The organism is Vulcanisaeta sp. EB80 (genome assembly GCF_002078205.2).
This window is the reverse complement of record NZ_LCWN02000002.1, coordinates 16677-37271: the sequence shown is the minus strand read 5'-3', so window position 1 is coordinate 37271 and position 20595 is coordinate 16677. Positions and strand designations below refer to the sequence as shown.

Here is a 20595-nt window from a genome sequence, read left to right as displayed (position 1 = left end):
GGGATAATGGTAAGTAAGTTAGTAATCACTTCGTTATTGATAGGGATAATCCTCATTTTATCGATTACGCAAGCAACGGCATACGCACAACAACCAAGCGTTGTTGTGAAGCAATTAAATAGCGCCATCAACAAAGCCCTAAGCAAGTGCGGCATAACGGTCAATAAATTCGTTGTGACAGAAACCGTGGAGATGTCAAATAATACATTAATTATTAATCTTGGTTTAAGTAATAATTACAATGTTGAATTAACAATGGACTTAATAGGTAACGCGATGCCCATAGGTGGCGTAAATATAACGGTGTTTACAAACAATGGTGCGGTTTGCTACCAGGAATATGCACCCATAGAAACCATGTCAGGTAACTATAATTATACGGTATTGAGAGCAAGGTACTTCGTAGAGGTGATCTCGTTTGTAGGCGCCACACCAATAATCACAAATAGCTCAAACTCGCTGATAACCTATGGCACAACAATGAGATCCGCGGTTGTTATACCCACGGCAGTGGGCCATGTTGTGTGTAATACGGGTGAATTAACGCCAGTATACATGGTAACTGTACTTAATAAGCCAATAATGTACTTAATCCAACCAGGAACTCCCATAAGAAACCTGCTCTGTAGGTATAGTCAAAACGTGAGCGTTAGCTACCTATTGATGTATATCCTAATTGGGGTTGCGTCGGCCCTCATTTATATGGCCGTGTTGCTGATCGTAAAAGTTTTGCGTTCACCTATTACTTAATAGCCACTCACCCAAGGCTCTGAACGCCTTTGCCCTATGGGATAGCTTGTTCTTAACCTCAATACCTAACTCAGCGAATGTCCTATCATAGCCTGACGGTATGAATATTGGGTCGAAACCAAAGCCTCCGGACCCCCTTGGTTCCCGTGATATTGAACCACGCACAACGCCCGTGAATAACCTGGTAATGCCACTAGGCCCACATACACCGACTACGGATTTGAAGTACGCGGATCTATCGTCAACATCACTCATGAGCTTTAAAACACCCGTAATCCCTATTGTCTTGTAGACGTAGGATGAGTAAGGACCTGGAAAACCATTTAATGCATTTATGAATAGACCGTCATCCTCGACAACGAAGTAGTCATGTATCGAACCTTCACACACATGCTTAAGGGCATGGCTAACTATATCCTCTAGGTTTTCGCTTTGGATCTCGAGCTTCTCATGTATGGTGTCTAGTTGTAGTTCTATGCCGTACTCTCTAAGTATTGATGATGCCTCCAGGAACTTACCCTTATTACCCGTTACGAAGAAGACCCTCATTTTAACCTGGGTTTGTTTTTGGGAATAAAAAATATTTTACTGCGATGCCACACCACTATAGTCGAGAACCTTCTTTAACAAATCACTCTCTGGTGGGACACCTATGAACTCCACATTACCAACATCTTGATCCTCCCTTCTAAGTATCACGGTTGGTACAGCGGACACCTGGTACATATCAGCAATGTCTCCCTCCTCGTAAGCCTCTACTGTTGTTGAGATTACCTTACCCTTACTGTCATAGGCAAACATGTTTGCCATGAGCACCGCATATGGGCAATATGGGCATGATGGAGTAACCACCGTCATGACCTCAACCCTCTTATCAGTACCCGAATTAATTAAAGCCTCAAGCCCCTTCTTGGTCTTAGGCCTGAGCTTCGTTTCACCCAGTGAAATTCTCACTATGGTCTCTATGAATGCCCTAACCTCCTCACCAAGTGGTGCACCGAGGTACCTAATTGCACCATCCAGCAAGTAAATGATTGGTACCCTCTGTGGCTCAACCCTGTACTTTGTGAATGCATCACTGTTCTCCTCATACCTCATTTTCTTAACAATAAGCTTTCCAGGTGGTGCCAGGTCGGCGAGTAGGTCAAGTAGCTCCTCCGTTGGTACGCACCAGTTGGTGTCCCTGTTACCGCAGGTATTGCTTGTGAAGAATAATACCTCCACCGTATCCTTCATTTGCGATAGTATCTCCCTTATTATCTCCTTGGTCTCCTCATCAACCTCTATATGAGGCACCTCTACGGTACCCTGTGGCTTCTCAAAGGGTGTTGCGGACATTCTATCTCCGTAAGACCCCAACCCCTATAAAAAGCCTTTTTGCCCATTATTTTCCAATGACCGAACCCATACACCATAAAGTAGGCTTATCATTCACTCCTCTTTTTACTCTTCCTCCTTCCCCTAGCCCTCTTAGCCCTGGTTCCGCTTTTTGCTGCCTTAGCCTTCCTTTTCCTCTTCCTCCTTGCCTTACGCCTCTTAGCCTTTTTTGCCTCCTTGACCTCACTCAAGACCTTATTAACCAACTCACTAAGTATTCCATCCTCGATCCACCTACCTGTCTTATCAATCTCAAGCTCTATAACATCACTCACTAGGAGGTTATTGACAAGGTCTGCACTGATTAACAATACCCTACTCAATGCCTTACCCGTATCCATGTTCAGTATTCCCGTGAATTCTTCACCCAATCTCTCCTTGATATACCTCCTCAATTTTCTATATCTATCCTCACTGAATCCCTTAACGTAGAGCGCCTCCAATACAGCATTTTGATCATCCTTAACGAACATAACCTTAATGTCATCACCACCAACCTCCTTAATTACCTCCACGGTAGTGCCAATGCAGTAATGACTAAATAAGCTTTTCAGCACTTAAAGGATTCGTCACCACTCGGGGAGGTGAAGCATCATCACATTATGTTATGGCGTTAACCTCCTATAAATACTTTTATATACCAACATGGTTTACATAGGTTTGGTGATGCAAGGACTTAAGTGCTGATTTTGGTGAGGATGAACCCACGAACTGACCCTTACCATCTCATCCCTATTACAGGAAGAACCAAACCCTATTCCTGGAAACAAAACAGGGATTTAAGAGCCAACGCATTATAAAAACAAACGGAAAGTCTCGCCTTCCAGGGGACGGGGTAAAATAAAGGACCATCCCAGCAATCAAGAAACTACTCTCGCACATAGTTGGGCCGCAACCAAGTAGCCCGAAAAAGCGGTGCAACTCAAGATCCAGGAAAACTACCGTCTCTGGAAAAGACGGTTAGACGAGACCTAACCTACTGAGTAAATCGTACGCGTTGTACTCAGGTGATAATTTAACGTAAGCCTTCTTCTCGCCGGTCATTGTTATTATTGTGTTTACTCTCTCAACCTTAACATTGTACGTTTTCTCCACATAATCCCTAATCTCCTTCTTGGTGGCGTTCCTTGGGACTATTATGGTTATCTTATTCTCCCTCTCGGCAAGCCTAAGGCTTTTCTCTGTTAGTACGAACCTGGTTATCATGGTGATCACCCCATGAACAAGCCCCTACGTAACTCCTCAATTGCACCCAGAGTCCACAGCGTCAACCTACCAGGTACACCACCCGGCGCTAGGTGTAGCACGCTTAGGTTTCTCACGTAGATCGCGTCAACCCCTGGTAAGTTCTTGGCAACCTTTATTACTGGGGCATCGATTGTTGAAGTCACAATCAAGACACTCCTGCCCTCCTTATACCTCCTACCCCTCATCTTACCCTTGCCAGACCTAATCCTAACGCCCTCGGCGACTCTCTCCACATCATCCCAAAGACCTAGTGTAATGAGTATCTTCCTGAGATCTGACGTAATGCCCACCCTCTCTACATCGTTACTGACAACAAGCGGTATCTGCGGAACCCTATCCACAATGTGTCCCCTGGCGATGACCAAGTCCTTAATGGCCGTCGCAGCTATGGCAGACCTAATGGCCTTCCTACGCTCCTTCTTATTGATCCTCTCATGAAGAATCTTCTCAACCTTAGGTGGATGGGCCCTCCTGCCCTTAACCACATTCGGTGCAAACCTCGCCGTCGGCCACAGGCTACCCTTAACCCTAGGCACCCTAGCTAACCCGAGCCCAATACCAAAGCTTATCGCAGTAGTCCTCTTACCAGCCATTGGATCGGTACCCTTAGGCTGTAACCTAGCCGTTATTGCGCTCAGGTATGCCCTAAGCACGAGGTCGGGTCTCACGGGCTCAAGGAACTGTGGAGGCAACGTCACCTCACTAATCGCATTACCATCAATCCCGAATACCTTAACTACGGTGGGCACCGTGTATAGGGGCTTGATGAATGGTGATAGGTCCTGACTCACCATGCTTATGCACCCTGTAGTGGTTGTGTTGATAACCACACTATTTGAACCTTACCGGTTGGGTATGTGGATGGCCTAGGCCTTACAGGAAACCTCAGCGTCACAAGCCTCTTTATAACACCAGGTATTGAACCGTCCAGGACTATGTATGGGCCCTTAATGACACCATAGTGCGGAAAGCCTGACTTTGGCGTTATCTCCGTCCCGTTAAGCCCTATTCTTAGTATCCTCTTGTTGTATTCAACCCTCTTGTGAAGACCCATTTGGCCAGGTCTTGGTGTTGTGAAAGTTAATGCTGGGTTTTGTGGACCGATCGCCCCAATCCTCCTATGCCCCTTCCTATGCTTATGCCACTTCGGCAGTATCTTAACATTAAACCTCTTAACAACACCCTGTAAGCCCTTGCCCTTGGTTATTGCCGCAACATCTACATACTGACCCTCGCTGAAAACATCATTCACGTTAACCTCCTTACCCAGCAGCGAGTCTGCGTACTTAACTATTTGGTTCATATCATCCACACCACCAATGGGTATCTCGAGTATCTCTGGGGTTTTCTTACCAATACCGCTGAGCCTTGGTTGTGTCGACACGATGGCTCTAACCTCCGTAATGATGTCTATGTTATCAAGTACTTTCTTCATCATCTCCTCCTTATTGAACTTATCAGGCAAGGTAACGACCCTCCTAAGGATGTCCTTAGGAATCTCGGGAGACCAAACCTCGCCGAGGCTGAGCTTCAGGTTCCTCCAGGGGTCATAGTAATAAGCCCTAAAGGCCAGTACCTTGATTGGTGGCGCATCAAGCATTGTCACAGGCCTTATGATCTCCTTACCGTAGAAGGGGCTTGTTGGTCTATCATCGATAATTACGGCATGTGCCATACCAGCCTTATAGGCTACGAAACCGAGAAGCATGGGCTTACCCGCGTGTGGATCCGGCCATACGCGGAACTTAGCCACCAACGACTCTGCACGCTTCCTTGGGTAGTAAGCCATGGATCCGCGTTTAGGTCTATGAATCTTTAAACCCATATCTCGAACCTACGTAGTTGTAACCCCCTTTTTTAAAGATTATTAGTTACCCTGTACGTTGCAGAGGTACCGCGCATGCGCCATTATGGTGAATCACGTAAATATCGAAATATATTAAGTATGGAGAGTACGGCTATCACAGCCTCCTCAGTCCTCACGGTCTCAACACCCTGCCCAGGTATGAAGTTTATGAAGGGGTACTTCGTCAACATGCTATCCAAACCCTCCGCCCTAAGTATCTCATCAACCCCATGGTATGGAGAACCAAAGATAACGAGCAACCTATCCCTACCCATGTATTCCCTTAGATCCTTAATAACCCTCTTAATATCTGCACCCTCCTTACCCGTTAGGATCACATTACCGTATCCACGTAAAACCTCACCCAAACTTCCAACCTCCACGTCAAAGCCCCAATAAATATTAAGCCTATCCCTAGGAACCACATGGGCTCTGTACGTATCGTCCCTAGTCGTTGGTGCATCGATTTGAACAACAACCCTACTGCCTATAGGCATTGGTTTGGGAACCTTCGCGTAAACTCCATCCCCAATCTTAACTATTGAGAAGTAACCATCCCACCTAACGACAATCCCCTCCCTAAACTCACCCCTCTCTGGTTTACCCTCGGGCGCGTGATTCGGGGTCTTCAACGGTGGTAGTAGTCCTGCGTACCTGAGATCCCTATTTAATTTGAATAAATCCTTCCTCAGGTATGGCGGTGTTGATAGGTACTGCAGATTCCTTAATATGAAGTCAGCCCTATCCCTCTCACCAGCAAGTTTATGCTTGTAAATGAGGACCTTATTGACTTGGAATATCGCGGCACCCCTACCAACATACCCAATCTTCCTCACGGCCTCCCTATCGTCAGGAACCTCGGCAAGGAAATCGCTGGGTATTGCAATGTCTATAATGGGTTTAAGCCTTGTAACCCTCATTTTAACACCAAATTTGTGTGACAAACTAATTATTTCTTGCCTCCCTTAGCCTGCTTACTCTGCTGTTGCCCAGTGGTTTCAGTAACGGCCTTACCCAACTTCCTCTCCTCCTCCTCACTCGTCATGAATAAACTAGTCCTTTGTCTGCCGCCCACGGATTACGAAATCGCGTAATAATTTATAAGCTTTATTTAATGCCTCACTCCTTCCCAATCAACCTCTTAAGTCCTGGGTAAATCTCGAACAATTGCTCCTGCAGCGCCAGCGAGTAGTACTGTATTATTATCTCAACAACCAGTATCAAACCAATCCCACCACCAAAGACACCAGCTATGTCGCCAAGGGCTGCGATTATACCAACAATTAAGCCACTAACTATTGTGAGTATTCTAATGTACCTATCGAGGAACCTAGCAATGACCTTGGGGCTGGCCCTGAAGCCCGGTATTTGCATACCACCCTGGATTATGTACCTAGCCTGATCCTCAGCACTAAGTCCAGCAAGGCTGACCCAGACCATGGCGAAGACCATGGATAAGACTGCGTACATCACTATGTGAACCGCGATGTATGCCGCATTTATGTTCGGGGGAACAACCGTGAAGTAGTAGAGTAGGGAGTTGGGGCAGGGTATTAATTGCCCGGTGGGTCCCACATGGGCACACGCAATTAGGTTAAGTAATGGGCTGGCATTGGCCCTATTATACGCACTCCACACTAGGGTTAATCCCTCACCTATTAGGTAGACTGTGTATGCCGTAAAGATTATGGGTAGGACTGAGACGTACATGAGCTTTAACGGCACAGAGAACCTATACCCCCTATACTGAACGAGGGCCACGGGTATTGAAACCTCCATCAACTCCAGATAAAGCACGATCAGGGCCAGGGCTATGGTTGCTATCAACCCCGTCAAACTCGGCAGGTTTGTTTGGTATAGGATGCTCACCAAGTAACTAAGCTTACCACCCAACGCGTAGTAAATAGCCGTCGCAAGGGCCGGTATTACGCCTAGGGGCATAGTCGCCCCTGTGGGTATGAACGGTGTAAAGGCCTCTGCGAACATTTGCCTAATTATGGTGACCAATATGAACAGCGATATACCACTACCGAGACCCCACCCCTTGGATATCATATCATCCATCAACACTATTATTACCGTGGCCAGGAACAACTGAAGCACGATTAATGAACCATACAGGAAACCTGGACTGAATGGAACCAACTGTCCACTCACCACGAGGGCTACAGCCTCGAGAAGACCGAGTGCTAGGGATAATAGTTTCAGTAGTGCATTGAATTTCGCCTGATCCTCTGGATCCTCCATGTCTATGTTTATCATGTCCGAGAAGACCAGGATTTCCAGGATTATACCAGCCACAACAATTGGCGTTATACCCAACTGGGCCAAGGTGCCGAAACTAATACCAAGTATTGCCGCTATCGCTGGTGATGCAAAGAACGAGGTTTTAAAGAGTCCGTAGAGGGGGGTTATCGACATCAGTAGGTAAACCGTTATGGCAAGGAAGGTCCAGAGAAGCCTAGACCCCATCCCGAGGGCTTCCCTTGGTTTAGGTACCGTGGGCATGTAACGTAGTATCGGCTCCACAGCGTCGATGAACCTGCGCCCACCATCAGGCATGCACCACACCCTTAATTAACTCTACAGAACCTCCCGCAGCCCTAATCTTCTCCTCAGCCTTCCTAGAAACCCAAACGGCCTTAACAATAATGGGCTTCGTAACCCTACCCCTACCCAACAACTTGTTGAAGCCTAACTTCGTTAGGTCAACCACGTACTTACCATCAACGACCTGTACTAAACCCTTACTCACAAGCTCATCTAGTAACGACTCTAGCTCGCCAACATTGATACCGAGCCTAGCGGCAACTAGTGCGTTGGGTTGTTCAAAACCGTGCTTACCATAGAACGGATAACCGCTGGAGTCCTCAGCATACTTCATAACAAGCGACCACTTGTGCTTATGAAGGCCAGACCTACCCCTACCACCGCTAGAGCCGCTCTTCCTATGCTGGCCAACCCTACCCCAACCATGCGTCCTATAGCCCCTATACTTCCTAACCTTCCTCTCGAATCTCCTAACCATGATCGCGATCGAATACCCAAAGCCCTTAATAAGTTTTTACACCCCACACCGCAGTATTTAATGCGGAGGAGCCCACGGCATTAATGAGGTAGTGCGGTTGCAGGGCCATCACCGCGTTAATAGTTATATTATGGAGGTTAGAGTGAGTATTGGGTAGTAATCCTATAATAATTAATTATAGCATCTTGAGTATTAATTCATTGATGGCAATGCCCCTATAACCCAAGTCGCCACCCTCGTTGAACCCCTTCTTAATATTCCTAAGTCCACCCGATGGCGGATGCAATCTGAAGAAGGGCTTTAGCTTTGGTATACATAGCACCTTATTACCAGACCTTGGCCATTGCTCAGTCTCAGGGCAGGAGAGCCTCTCGACTTCGCCAAGTACGTATGCTAATGCAAACTCCTCAATGCTTGACCAACCATACTTCCTAACCCACTCATCCGTCAAGGGCTTGTCACCAACGAGCCTACCCCTCTTCCTCAACAACTCAGCCAGTGTGTCTGCGTCTATCTCGCCCCATGTGACCCAATCCTTAACCATACGTAACATGCCTAGGTAAGCCGGTCTCTCATCAATCACAACACACGTATACCTCCTCCTCAACCTTAAGAGATCGAGCGTCCTCTCAACATCTGGTGATGTATCAGCAAGGCCCCTAAGCCTTATGACCGCTATCCTTGAATACGGTGAACTCCTAATGGTCTGGGCACCCTCTTGAACCTGCATGATTGAGCACGTACTGACCCACGCATTATTAAATTTTAGCCCTCATGAATGCTTATATTGAGAACGCGTATGTACTCCTCAATGCATTGTATGTTGCCTTGACTAGGTTATGCGTGGTCCTGGTCTCGCCCCACGTATACGACCAAACATCCTTAATACCAGCCAACCTAAGAACGACCTTAGCAGCATCAGCCGCAACTAAACCAACACCCTTAGGTGCTGGTATTAGCATTACCGTGACACTGCCACTCTTGCCCACCACCTTGAACGGAACACTATGAGGTTCATCACAGGAACAATGCCACGACCCACAACCCCTCCTCACCGGCGTTATGTTCAACTTAGCCTCCCTAATAGCCTTCTCTATCGCCTGATTAACCTGCCTACCCTTACCCATGCCCACTCCCACGTAACCATCCTCGTTACCAATAACCACGGCCACCTGGAACTGACTAACCTCACCAGCGTCAGTCTGCCTCTGGACAATATTTATACTAACAACCTCATGCTTGAGGTTTGGCAGGAAGAAGTCAATTATCTCGGGTTCCTTAATGGGTAGGTTGAGCCTGAAGATGTCGTCAATCGACTTAACCTTACCCTCCTTAACCATCTTACCAATCCACGTCTTAGGTTGCCAGGCCTCAATAGTCGATTCAGCACTCATTGACCAAGCCGTAACTGGGAAATTTAAAAATATTAGCTTACATGCACGGCAACACCTTGGCGGTTGTAAGTGGCTTATTAATTGAGGTGAGGATTATTAGATCAGTATGGCACTTGATAGGTTGATTGCGGAGGTGATACTACTCGTGGGCTCCCTATACCTAGGTTACACATTATTCACAGTGGTCAACCACATGGGCATCGCCATTACATTCATGAGGAATATAAATGAAATAGGCAGTACAAGCATATACGTGCCTGATGCCGTGATCGTAAACAACGGTTCCGTAAACCAACTATACCTAGTGATCTATAATAATGGTCGCATGCCAATAAGCATAGAGAGAATATACCTAGTGGGTGTTAATGGGACGATTCCCATTACAATGAATAACACGGCATACCTAACGCCAGGCAACTACGTAATCCTGCACCAACAGGTGCCCTATACGCAATGTAGGGTGTACATAACGTTTTGTATAGCGAACACCACCATCTGCATGGTTTATAGCACCAACACAACGAATTACGTACTGTCCCAGCCTTAATTAACCATTACTGCCTTAAATACTAACCTGAGAACAAAATATTGATGTATTACCAGAGTAATACGGATAAAAGGGATAGACGAAGAAGGGGCGACCTAAGTGGTCCAATCTACACGATATTGATGATAGTTTTCGTGGTTGTGGCGGCAATAATGCTTTATAACTACTTCCAATCAAGAACCTCGGTACTCACGACACAGGCACAACTCAGCATTGTGAATCCGCAATTGGCAGGTAATGTGTACTCAATCACCGTGGAGAACATAGGGACAACACCAATAACAATAACATCAATAGAGATATATCCACAAAACTCACAGACGCCAGTCGTATCACAAACACTGAACACGCAATTAAACCCGGGGGAGTCGACCAGTATTGTTGGGACGTCACCAACACAATTCGTAACAGGAAGTAACTACATAGTGGTTGTTAAGGGACAAACACCAAATGGTCAGGAGGTTGCGGTTGAGTCAATAGCCCTCTCACAGTGATGAGTTAACTCCCATTTCAGTCGTGCTTAAAATTTCATCAGTGGCTTATATCTCTTCCTGAGGATTATGATTATGATGAGCAATTACACCGTGCCAGTGCGACTAGAGGGTTTCGTATTTAGGGTTCCTGTTTCCATAGTCAATAAGGAGGACGCTTATTACTACCTGGTCAAGGAGCCAAGGTGTGACAACCAATGCACTAACCTGAAGGCTAAGATCATAGATTCAATGAGGCAGAGAAACCAATCATTACAGGACGCAATAAACGAGGTGCTCAGTAATGTGGGTGATAAACAAGTCGTTGAGGCTGTGTTATACCACATAATGCGTGACCTAAGGGGTTACGGCCCAATAACAGTGCCGCTTTTCGATCCAGACATTGAGGAGGTGGAGTTGAACAATTGGTCCCACCCAATAACCGTAGTTCACAGGGATCTTCCAGGAATTAGGTTAATCACAAACATCAGGTTTAACTCCGAGGTGGAGGCTAAGGACTTCATAATGAGCATGAGCAAGAGGGGATTACCAAGATCCGTCTCCCTGCTAAAGCCATATATCGAGACAATACTGCCCGAGGGACATAGGTTCACGGGAACCATTGGTGAAATAACCATAGGCCCAACATTCAGCATAAGGAAATTCCCACCAAAGCCAATGGCACTCGAGGAGTTGGTAAGCAGGGAGATGCTAAGCCCAAGCGCTGCCGCCTACCTATGGTTGATGGCTGAGTTCAGGGGCTTTATAATGATCAGCGGGCCCATGAGCAGCGGAAAAACCACATTACTAGGCGCAATCGTCAGCAAACTACCGATGTACGCGAAGATAATCACGATAGAGGACACACCGGAAATACGCATACCACACCCGCACTGGGTCAGGATGTTCACGAGGGATGGTGATGATGACAAGTCTAGAATCGAGATGTTCGACCTAATAAAACTAGCCGTTAGGTATAGGCCAGACTACATAATTGTCGGGGAGGTCAGGGGCGAGGAGGTACACGCCATGCTCCAAGCCTCCGCACTAGGTCACGGTATGCTAACCACATTCCACGCATCAACACCAGAGGAACTAATGGTCAGACTCACAAGCCCACCGCTAAACGTAAACGCTGGCAACCTACAATTAATATCAACCGTAGTATTCACAACAATAAGGAATGGAAAAAGACTCGTAACAGACATAGTGGAACCAGCAATGAACAACGGAAACCTCGAATTCAAAAGCATACTAACAAGCACAGGCGAGGTAGACATAGGGAAAAGCCAAAGACTAAAAATCCTCAGCAAAACATACGGAATAAACATCATGGATGAAATTAAAAAACGAGAGAAACTACTGAAGAATCACGCCAATACTGAATACGAAGTTGAAGAAATTACAACAGAAGAATAATTATCTTTACAAGGAATAATTGTAGCATATACCTCCACCATTAATGGCCATTAAATAAATACACAATTCCAGGTAACCACTCACCGAAAGCGCTGACTCACCGCAGTGCGGATCATAATCAGCGCCCAAGAATAAAAGAAGAAAAACAGAATTAAAAAGTATATAGTGACATGGAACTATTAAAGAAACAGCTAAGCGCTCTGCCATTCCTTCTCTACATAAATAATAAGTAATATAAGCCAATGAATTCATACTTTACTACGTGTTTTCAAACATAGTAACGAGTAAATGTAGAAATGTTAAAGAGCATGTGGGGTTTATGAATTTATATGGCACTGAGTTAGAGGTTGTCGAGCGCCGAAGCGGTACCAGGGGTTCAGATTATTACTACGTCCATGACGGGTCCTTCTTTATACCCATTAGCGCTGTACCCGGTGCTAGGTTAGTCAGCAAGGAGCCAGGTAGGAGGATTGAGCTTACCTATAAGGTACCAACATCATCTATCAAGGGTCCTATACTACACGTATCCTTCAGTAACAGCGGTTATCCACTTTTTGAAATATGCACATTAAGTAATAACTCCATGCAGTGCTGCATATGTGATTGTGATGAGGATTCGGCTAAGGTGCTCCTAAACATGTTCAAGTTATCTAAGGATGAAGTCTACCTAGTTAGGTTTTATATGGATACTGTAAGTCCCTTAATTAATGATATTAAGTCAGTAATGGTAAGGTCAAAAACCAGCGATATTAGGTTCGGCGGATATGCGGAGCGACTTAGAGAGACTTTTAAAACGCCTTATTTCTCATTGCTCACATTGATGGCATTACCTGATGAAAAGGGTAGAATTCAGTCAATTGAGGTTAGACTTAGTCACATTGCTGAACTTTGGGTTTTTACGAAACTTATTGAGGTTATTGATGGGGAAACACTGGATAGATGGGTTATTGAGGGATTGACGATTAATTCCCCTGGCAATAATTGGTGGATTGAATTTATGAGAAATGAACCCATTGCATTCATTAAATCAAGGAGAAACAACGAGGAATACACTATTTACTACCAACCAAGCATATAGCCACATGTACTCCAGTCAAGTGAGGAATACGATGAATTACGCAGAAGAGGCATTAGGAGCGCCGTGCCCGATTTCGTGGTTTCCAGGGGCATTATCAGAGAAGGGGTTGGTTAGGGAACTATAGTCTAAATCAGCCACCTCAATTAATCATCGAGGTTAAGGCTGGATTAGAAAGAACCCAATAGGCTGGGCCCTGAGTATATAATTAACCAATTAAATCAATAGGTACTTACTAAAACCAAAACACCTAATGCTCACCGTACTTCGAAGATGAACGATGAACTGGCAAGAAGGCTTAAATTATTAACGATGCATTAAACAAGCGAAAGGAACTCGAAGAACTTATCAGCGACTTACTATTAAGACAATAGAAATGTAATGATAACGACAACAAACTAAGATTAGGAATTACGATGAACAAGTGAGTTTAATGAATCAGTATTACTGTTAGGAGCAATGATTTTGTGATTTAGGCTTGCCCCCGTGGGTGTAGGTTTGTGGGGCCGCTTGGGTGAGCATATCTGCGGCATGATATCTTTTCGGGTCACTGTCACCATGATGGTATTTAAACAATTCAACAAATCGTAAAAAATCGACTTGCGGCATATCTTTATTGTAATATCGCATGAACACTTCTGAACGCACTCTCTTCATTGGATGCGCCAGATATTGTCGCAACTCCTCATACAGCTGAATCGCTTGGTAACCTCGGAATCGCAACACACTACTTCTTACTCCTTTTTTCCCCAACGCAATTGAGCCCGTAATACCTAGTCTTTCATGAATTATGTCTCTTAAAAACTCTAAAAACTTTGTATCGGCGGAAGCTATATCTATTTCGAACTTATATTTACGTTCCTGCTTATCTACTGTTACCGATCCATCTGTATCGATTAGGCCACTTACATACTTTCGTAACTCATCCATATTAAAGCTACTTATTATTTCATAACCCTCGTACCATGGCCACGCCTTTTTCGATAATTCGACATAAAATCTTACGTAGATTACAGTAGGCGTCCTTCTCCTCGTCGAAAATTCAACAGTCGGCATTCTTATTCTTCGCATTAGCTCTTCGAAATACAGAACCCCCATTGTACTTGTTGTACTTGCTGATATCTCATAACAGCATGGCATTGTTGGCTTTACATATACGTCACCATGCGCTGCGCCTAACATGTACGTGTCGTTTACGGTGAGGCGGTGCAAAACCTTTATCCACGCATGTGGGTCTATGCCATACGTGATAAGTTCATCCACGTTGATGCCGATGTATCTCCACATGATGTTGCTCATCATGATTTCGTTCCAACCGAGCCGCCTCCTCAGCATTTCCTCGATTTCCTCCACGAGCCTACTCCTCCCCGCCCCACCGGCCGTGGGTTTGCGGGGTGTTCATGGTGGCTCACCCATTGAAGCATTAGATGCATTAGGCCCCAGCGGGCTTGAACGCCCGCCCCAGGACGGCGTTGTTTTAAAGTCGGCCCCCACACCCACCAACGGGGCCTGGGTTGGTGAGCGTAGGAGCCCCACACTTTCGTCTTTAGTTTTGACGCCCATACTGGGCCACCAGACCCAGCGGGCCCCGGCAGGTTTCATGCGTGGTAGCCCGGTAGCCGCCCTTACGGGCGACACCCGGGACACACGCACTACTCCCCACCGGAGCCCCAAACCACCACCCAACCCAAAACTAAAATCAAGGATGAGGATTGGATTAGGATGGTTGGCGGGCCCCGGTGAGGAGACCCACCGAAGCCCGCTGGGTCTGGTGGCCCAGCCCCGCCCGGCCCCAAAGGCGGGGCAATATCTCTTCCTTGCCTCAACCTTATAACGCTTTCGTCAATACCACTCCTAGCCAATTGTTCCAGCGCGCCTAGGGATAACTTACTCTTATCCCACTTATTGGGTCAATTACCCAATAATTGTTTTATTCCTCGAATTGTGAAACAGTCATTTGTTCTTCGTGGTGTTTCAATCACTTGTTGGCTTTTGTTTCCTCAAGCCTAGGGTTTGCTTTCTCTTATTCATTTCCTCGCTTGTGGCTTTGAGTTTTTGTTTGCTTCCTCGGCTCGTTTTGCTGCCTAGTTGTTTTGGCGGCTTGGTGTTGCCCGTGCCTTTCCCTCCAGAGCCCATCCCCTGTGCCGACTCCTAGGGTTGCCCTTGGAGTTCCGGAGCCCATCGGGTCCCTGGGAGCCGGCACTCCCACCAACCAGCCCTTTGGATTTCTTGGTGTACCCATCGGGCTTTGTCGGTGGGACTCCCCCTACGAGGGGGAGCACCACCGTTGCTTCACCCACTCACATTAGCGTGTGAAGGGGGGTGTTTAGGGGTGGGAGGTTGGGCCTTGGAGGGAAAAAGGCACGGGCAAACGCGGCTTGGTTTTGAAGGGCTTGGGCTTTGGGTCAGCTAGGTGGTTTAGGTTGTTTGGAAGCATTTGTGTCTCTCGAGGCTGTAGTCTATGGTGGGTAGTAGTGACACTGCCTCTCGGCACAGCTCTGCTTCCGTGCATTTTCGATGCACGTACCTCCATAGTTTGCAGTCTGAGCCGCTGTAGGTGGCTAACCACCCAAGCGGCCAGTCCACTACCCACACTCACGGGTTGGATCATCCCCAAGCCTCCGCCCCGGCTTTACCGGGGTGGTTTGCTCGGGGACTCATTATTTTCGCTTCCACTTTATTTTACCCAACAGCCTTAATAAGCCTCCAACGCGGCTCCACCGAAGCCTCCCTCTATGGTGCCCTCCATTTCCTGAATAATTGATTGTTCACTGCCTCATTCATTGAGGCTACATCCCTTGGTGCATCTATCAAGACCTCCTCATTCACGCATTTCGTGAACCTCCTCCCATAAATCAACTTCGCCAGTTTGCAATCACTGACTCTAATCATTGTCTTGTTCCTCCAAGCCCTGTAGGCATTAGCAATGAATGACCTTATTGTGTCCGTTACTCGAATACAGAGTGGGAAGACCTCGGCATCGAGTGCCTTGTCTCTTTGTTTTGTGTAGTGTATTATTGCTATGTAGGCTGGTTGCCAATCACCGTCTCCGGCGTAGTAGTTGTTGAGTAGCCATGAGTGTATGGCTAGCTTGATGGCTGCCATTTTGATGAACGGCGTGTAGTCGCCAAATGTTGGTGCCAACCTCAACTCGACAAGGCATGCCGATCTACCCCTCAAGTCGTGGATTAATAGATCTGGTGAACCACATATCACTGCCTTAGTCTCATCGATGTATGCGCAGAGCTCCGTGAGTGATGGGATAAACCTACTCGATCTCACGCCCAACGCGGTCTCCTTAAAGAGTGCGTGGGCTGTCCTCGATAGTATGGACTCGATCGTCGACGGCCACCTATGGCCTTTCACATGAACAACACCCATTATTTTAGTCACGGTATTACTAACCCTCTTGTTAATGCCATCCCTAAGCACGCGACTAGGCAAATCACCATTGACTAGGTAATCAATCACCTCATCAACGACCCTCGACAGGAAGCCAACACCACCCGCAATGCAAGGTGAGTTCTCAACCACCACAAGAACAACAACCACACCAGGCATAAAAGGCTACCCACGCACCAACCATTTCAACCTGGCTCGGTTCACTTTTTATGAATAGCCAAGGTTAAAAACCCTAAAGTAGGCAATCCTTGTATGTGGTTTGTGCCTAGATCTAGGGCCTTGCTTGTAATGGTTGTCCTCGCCCTGGCGATAGCCTCAGTGGTTGTTTTGGTTGCCGGTGGTGTTGGTGCCTCGCCATCGCTTATTGCCTATTCTCGCATTGGTTCTCTTGGTGGGGTTGGTTATTACGCATCGCAGCCTGTGCCTGGTGTTCCTCCTGGTTTGTTGGTTAGGGTTTTCCTCATCAATGGTTCGGTTGTTGAGCCCGTGGATGCATTCATTGATGTATACGCCAATGCACCGAACGGCATTGTCCATGTTGCCATGGGTTACTCATCAATCCTGATTGTGCCGTTCAATGACTCGAACTGGCAGTATGTACTTGGCAAGTGGGCTTCGTTGGGCATACCATTCAGTGATTATGAAACATCAATGCTCATATTCATAACCTACGTAAAGGGTAATGAGTCATGGATTGTGCCCTTACTAGTCCCATACAACGTTGGTTGGGCTATTGGTGGAACAACACAACCAACAAGCCCGAGGTACATACTCGTCAACGCCTTCATAAACGTCAACGAGCTAAGACCAAACAAGGTAGTTCCAGTAAAGCTAAACAGCACGGTCACGGACCCACAGGTCTTCGGGACATACAACGGTTACACGATCTACAACTGCAGCCTAAGCGGACCACAACCACCAACATACTCCAGTGATTCGACCATGTACCAACCAACGAGCGACTGCATCGGGATCAACGGATCACTACCAATCGCATGGGCTACGTGGAGCAACGGCGTAATACAAAACGACCAAGGGCTACAGTTCCAGCTTGCCATAGACTTCTCGGGAACGATGAACTGGGACGCAATGGCGACAAACTACGGCAATATAGGTACATCATACAGTGCGCCAGAGAACTGGGCTCTTGCTTTTGAGAATGCAGTACAACTTGGTTCTCGGGTGACGCAGCCCGGTTCTGTGTATTGGTACTATGGGGGTGCCACATGGGGCATTGTTAATTATGAGGTATATTATGTGGATACTTATTCGGGTAATTATTATCAAGTGGGTACTACGACTGTTTCTGAGGTGCTCTACGTACCACCATACGATACTAACGTCAACCCAGCATTTGACTATGGCAATGGGACGATAAGCATGCTCTACAACGGCGCAACAGCACTAAGCCAGCAGTACTTCGGATACCCGGCGTTGAATACCTCAACAGTCGTTGACTACGCAGCATTCATATACACATCAACGGGTCAGGAGTACCTCTACCAATGCAAAGGGCCAGTTAATGCAAATACAGGGGTGTCAGGAACGTATTATACCATAACGCTTGGCGGTGTTGAAACAGCCTATAGCTTGAGTACGGCTGAGATTGGCACTGAGTTGGGTGGTTTGGCGTTCGATATCTTGGTAGATGCGGCGGCGGAGGCGATGACGGAGGGAGGGGCGACGCCGCTTATCGAGTTCCTGAACCAGGTTGGTTCGGCAATATTCGACATCGCCGGCCTACTCATACCGCCACAAACCTCATCATCAGTAACGCAGACCACGCTTGAAATTAGCGGCGTCACAACCGGCACAAACCTCTACATCTCCGTAATCGACGCCACGGCAGTCTACGGCTTGCCCACGTTCGGCTTCATACTGAACGCCACGAACTACTACGGAAACCCAACAACATACACATGCAAGTACGGCAAAGTCACATGGATTGGTTAAATTAGCTCCTACGCCTATTCAGCATCCCATATAGTCCTCAAGTTAATATTGACCGCCTAGGGGCTGCATGATTGGTATTCTGCATATATTGTGAACTTCGTTGTTGATGTTCCATAACTTATTGAGCCGTACTTCGTTGTGTAGCCGTTGTACGTGATCACCATGGTGTAAGTGTTGTATGGTACTCCGTAGTTAAACACAGTCCATGGGACACTGACCACCGCTGGCCCGTGCGGTGGTGAGCCATCGAAGCTCGTTGGCACACTAAACGTCCCACTCCAGACCAGTTTACCACTCGGGTCGTAGAGCATTGCCGTGACGGAACCACCAGGCACAAGCAATGGGCTATTCCCAATATAGACGTAGACAGTCCAGTTATAGGAGTTAAAAACGTACACACATGGGTTATAGACAACGCCAGGCCCATCAACATACATAGAAGTACCACTCGAATAACGACCGAGGCTCGTCACGTTGAAGCCAAGTATGTATGGGTAGTAATAGTAATTCTTCGCGGATTGGGAATACGTCACGGGCAAGGCGACGACCAACAAATCGCCATAAGCAGGATACGAAGAAGCAAAATTAACAATTACCTCGATTATGCTTACCTGCGTTGTGGATACCTGGAGGCCGGCGACCAAGTTGGCTAGTATAAACCCAGATACGCTGAGCGCCTTACTAGCGGCCTTGGCTGCGTAGGCGATGATCGACCCTATGGGTATCGCCCCAACCATGCCGAAGGGACTACTGTAGGTCCGTATAGAACTAAACCAGTAGCTATATGCGCTGCCACCACCTACGTATATCTCGTCGAATGGTACGTATTGCAGGTTGGTTCCAGTGTACTTACTATAGAGGGTCGTTAGGTTGCCTATGTAGGACATGTTGGTTGAGTAGTATAGTTGCCCATTGTTCGCTATTGAAGCTACGTACGCCTCATACACATATTGATTAGTGGACCCTGTGATACAGACCAGTTGTAGTTCGGCTATCCCAAGCGTGCCTAGGTGGTAGATGAAGCCACCACTGGGCTGCTTAAGCCCGAAACCAAGTCCCGTCCAGTAGGTTGTGCTTACCTGAGCCGAGGTCCCTATGAACCTGTACGTTATTCCTGCCGAGCCACCCTGGGTTATGCCTGCTGATGCGTAGAAGTACACCGTTGCCGATGTCTGCTGTGAAGAGTAGGCGCCGAGATAGCCGCCTAGGTAGTTCGGCGCTTTATCGAAGACCCAAGCCACTGGTATCATTTCTTGCGGTGTCGGCCATGACCAGAGGACGTTCCACCAGCAACCCGGTGGGGCTGGTGGTGTTGGTATCTGCGGTGTGCCTGCACCAAGCCCGGTGCCTAGCTCTGTCTTTAGGTCTAGGTTCAATTGTATTGTCTTGTAGTTCAGCCTTGCGGCGCTGATTAGTGGGTTGTTTATTGTGTTTAGTAGTTGGTCTGGTTGGTATGTTGTGAACCACATGTTGTAGTAAACCGTGGACTTATTCACGTACGTGGCCACCACCTCAACACCAACACCCTCACCACCATAACCCTCAATAACCCACTCCTTGGCTATCTTGGCGAGTGCTGTTATTGGAACCCTAGCCACACCGTTAAATGCTGTGCCATTCCAAACCTCAACAAGCGAGGCATTACCGCCAGGTGGTAACACGGCGAAGACCTGGATAAAGGCATTGACTGGCTTACCATTCACGTAGGTCTCAATAACAAAGCCCGGGGTCAATAGGTTGAGGGGGTATGCCGTGATAGACACTAGGACTAGGACAACCACAACAGCGATGAGCAAAAGCAGTTTCGCACCACCAATATGGAATCCACCCCCCCATTGAGGTTTTGGGAACCATCAAAACTACTTCCCTATGGGGCTTTTTTTTACTTCGCCTATTCACTAGAGTTGAACCGAGTGGGGTTGAATTCCGGTTTGTTTTAGGCTTTTATTTTTCCCCGTCTCTTTTTCCCTGTGTCTTGGTCCTGGGCTAAGCATAGGGTTCATTGGGATAATACAACACCACCTAAAACAGGAAACCATCGAGAAACTACCGAAAATAGTATTAACATGAGGACCAACAAGGAACA

At 47.0% G+C, this 20595-nt stretch carries 23 protein-coding genes; 6 read left to right on the top strand and 17 right to left on the bottom strand.

The annotated features are described in order from the left end of the window. Positions 1 to 6: 6 nt before the first annotated feature. Positions 7 to 750: a hypothetical protein gene (locus B7L70_RS00725; protein ID WP_081225985.1), complete on the top strand. Its 744-nt coding sequence runs from the start codon at positions 7 to 9 to the stop codon at positions 748 to 750. Here B7L70_RS00725 and B7L70_RS00720 read toward each other — a convergent pair. From B7L70_RS00720 to B7L70_RS00670, 12 genes are all read right to left on the bottom strand, one after another. Then, positions 736 to 1299, bottom strand: coding sequence for an XTP/dITP diphosphatase (locus tag B7L70_RS00720; protein ID WP_081225984.1), 564 nt, complete (start codon positions 1297 to 1299; stop codon positions 736 to 738). The genes B7L70_RS00725 and B7L70_RS00720 overlap by 15 nt on opposite strands. A 36-nt stretch (positions 1300 to 1335) precedes the next feature. Then, entirely contained in the window at positions 1336 to 2088 is a 753-nt protein-coding gene (locus B7L70_RS00715; protein WP_081225983.1) for a thioredoxin family protein, read from the bottom strand. Between the two features lie 89 nt (positions 2089 to 2177). Further along, on the bottom strand, positions 2178 to 2642 hold the full coding sequence (locus tag B7L70_RS00710) for a hypothetical protein (protein ID WP_081225982.1): 465 nt from the start codon (positions 2640 to 2642) through the stop codon (positions 2178 to 2180). 445 nt (positions 2643 to 3087) lie between these two features. Further along, positions 3088 to 3333, bottom strand: coding sequence for a 50S ribosomal protein L23 (locus B7L70_RS00705; protein WP_081226034.1), 246 nt, complete (start codon positions 3331 to 3333; stop codon positions 3088 to 3090). Positions 3334 to 3338: 5 nt separating this feature from the next. Then, positions 3339 to 4169, bottom strand: coding sequence for a 50S ribosomal protein L4 (rpl4p, locus tag B7L70_RS00700; protein WP_202908652.1), 831 nt, complete (start codon positions 4167 to 4169; stop codon positions 3339 to 3341). Positions 4170 to 4171: 2 nt separating this feature from the next. Beyond that, entirely contained in the window at positions 4172 to 5200 is a 1029-nt protein-coding gene (locus B7L70_RS00695) for a 50S ribosomal protein L3 (protein WP_081225981.1), read from the bottom strand. A gap of 83 nt (positions 5201 to 5283) precedes the next feature. Further along, positions 5284 to 6141 (bottom strand): putative RNA uridine N3 methyltransferase, encoded by an 858-nt coding sequence (locus tag B7L70_RS00690; protein WP_081225980.1) that lies wholly within the window; start codon positions 6139 to 6141, stop codon positions 5284 to 5286. A 29-nt stretch (positions 6142 to 6170) separates the two neighbouring features. After that, positions 6171 to 6296 (bottom strand): hypothetical protein, encoded by a 126-nt coding sequence (locus B7L70_RS14055; RefSeq protein WP_255408817.1) that lies wholly within the window; start codon positions 6294 to 6296, stop codon positions 6171 to 6173. Positions 6297 to 6340: 44 nt separating this feature from the next. Further along, on the bottom strand, positions 6341 to 7783 hold the full coding sequence (gene secY, locus B7L70_RS00685) for a preprotein translocase subunit SecY (RefSeq protein WP_081225979.1): 1443 nt from the start codon (positions 7781 to 7783) through the stop codon (positions 6341 to 6343). Continuing rightward, entirely contained in the window at positions 7776 to 8249 is a 474-nt protein-coding gene (locus B7L70_RS00680) for an uL15 family ribosomal protein (RefSeq protein ID WP_081225978.1), read from the bottom strand. The genes secY and B7L70_RS00680 overlap by 8 nt, the downstream gene beginning before the upstream one ends. Before the next feature lie 175 nt (positions 8250 to 8424). Next, positions 8425 to 8979, bottom strand: a complete 555-nt coding sequence (locus B7L70_RS00675) for a 50S ribosomal protein L30 (protein ID WP_081225977.1) — start codon at positions 8977 to 8979, stop codon at positions 8425 to 8427. Positions 8980 to 9031: 52 nt separating this feature from the next. Further along, complete coding sequence (locus B7L70_RS00670) at positions 9032 to 9643, bottom strand: 30S ribosomal protein S5 (protein WP_081225976.1); 612 nt, start codon at positions 9641 to 9643, stop codon at positions 9032 to 9034. Between the two features lie 106 nt (positions 9644 to 9749). Between B7L70_RS00670 and B7L70_RS00665 the strand changes: the two genes are divergently transcribed. The 4 genes from B7L70_RS00665 to B7L70_RS00650 all read left to right on the top strand — a co-directional run bounded on the left by B7L70_RS00665 (position 9750) and on the right by B7L70_RS00650 (position 13157). Beyond that, on the top strand, positions 9750 to 10190 hold the full coding sequence (locus B7L70_RS00665) for a hypothetical protein (RefSeq protein WP_081225975.1): 441 nt from the start codon (positions 9750 to 9752) through the stop codon (positions 10188 to 10190). 44 nt (positions 10191 to 10234) lie between these two features. Next, entirely contained in the window at positions 10235 to 10684 is a 450-nt protein-coding gene (locus B7L70_RS00660) for a hypothetical protein (RefSeq protein WP_081225974.1), read from the top strand. Positions 10685 to 10759: 75 nt separating this feature from the next. Beyond that, entirely contained in the window at positions 10760 to 12079 is a 1320-nt protein-coding gene (locus B7L70_RS00655) for a type II/IV secretion system ATPase subunit (protein ID WP_081226032.1), read from the top strand. A 319-nt stretch (positions 12080 to 12398) separates the two neighbouring features. Beyond that, complete coding sequence (locus tag B7L70_RS00650; RefSeq protein WP_081225973.1) at positions 12399 to 13157, top strand: hypothetical protein; 759 nt, start codon at positions 12399 to 12401, stop codon at positions 13155 to 13157. 447 nt (positions 13158 to 13604) lie between these two features. Here the strand turns inward: B7L70_RS00650 and B7L70_RS00645 are convergent, their stop codons facing one another. The 4 genes from B7L70_RS00645 to B7L70_RS00640 form a co-directional block, all read right to left on the bottom strand. Then, the gene (locus B7L70_RS00645; RefSeq protein ID WP_081225972.1) at positions 13605 to 14507 is read right to left on the bottom strand and encodes an LAGLIDADG family homing endonuclease; all 903 of its coding nucleotides are present in this window, start codon (positions 14505 to 14507) and stop codon (positions 13605 to 13607) included. Positions 14508 to 15128: 621 nt separating this feature from the next. Then, complete coding sequence (locus B7L70_RS13125) at positions 15129 to 15290, bottom strand: hypothetical protein (protein WP_162009060.1); 162 nt, start codon at positions 15288 to 15290, stop codon at positions 15129 to 15131. A gap of 282 nt (positions 15291 to 15572) precedes the next feature. Beyond that, entirely contained in the window at positions 15573 to 15740 is a 168-nt protein-coding gene (locus B7L70_RS13120) for a hypothetical protein (protein ID WP_162009059.1), read from the bottom strand. A gap of 147 nt (positions 15741 to 15887) precedes the next feature. Continuing rightward, positions 15888 to 16715 carry a hypothetical protein gene (locus tag B7L70_RS00640; RefSeq protein ID WP_081225971.1) on the bottom strand — a complete coding sequence of 276 codons (828 nt, stop codon included), beginning with the start codon at positions 16713 to 16715 and terminating at the stop codon, positions 15888 to 15890. A gap of 102 nt (positions 16716 to 16817) precedes the next feature. Between B7L70_RS00640 and B7L70_RS00635 the strand changes: the two genes are divergently transcribed. Next, positions 16818 to 18509: a hypothetical protein gene (locus B7L70_RS00635; RefSeq protein WP_238376015.1), complete on the top strand. Its 1692-nt coding sequence runs from the start codon at positions 16818 to 16820 to the stop codon at positions 18507 to 18509. Positions 18510 to 18565: 56 nt separating this feature from the next. On the opposite strand, the gene B7L70_RS00630 is transcribed toward B7L70_RS00635, so the two are convergent. Next, positions 18566 to 20305 (bottom strand): hypothetical protein, encoded by a 1740-nt coding sequence (locus tag B7L70_RS00630; RefSeq protein ID WP_143701482.1) that lies wholly within the window; start codon positions 20303 to 20305, stop codon positions 18566 to 18568. Positions 20306 to 20595 lie beyond the last annotated feature (290 nt).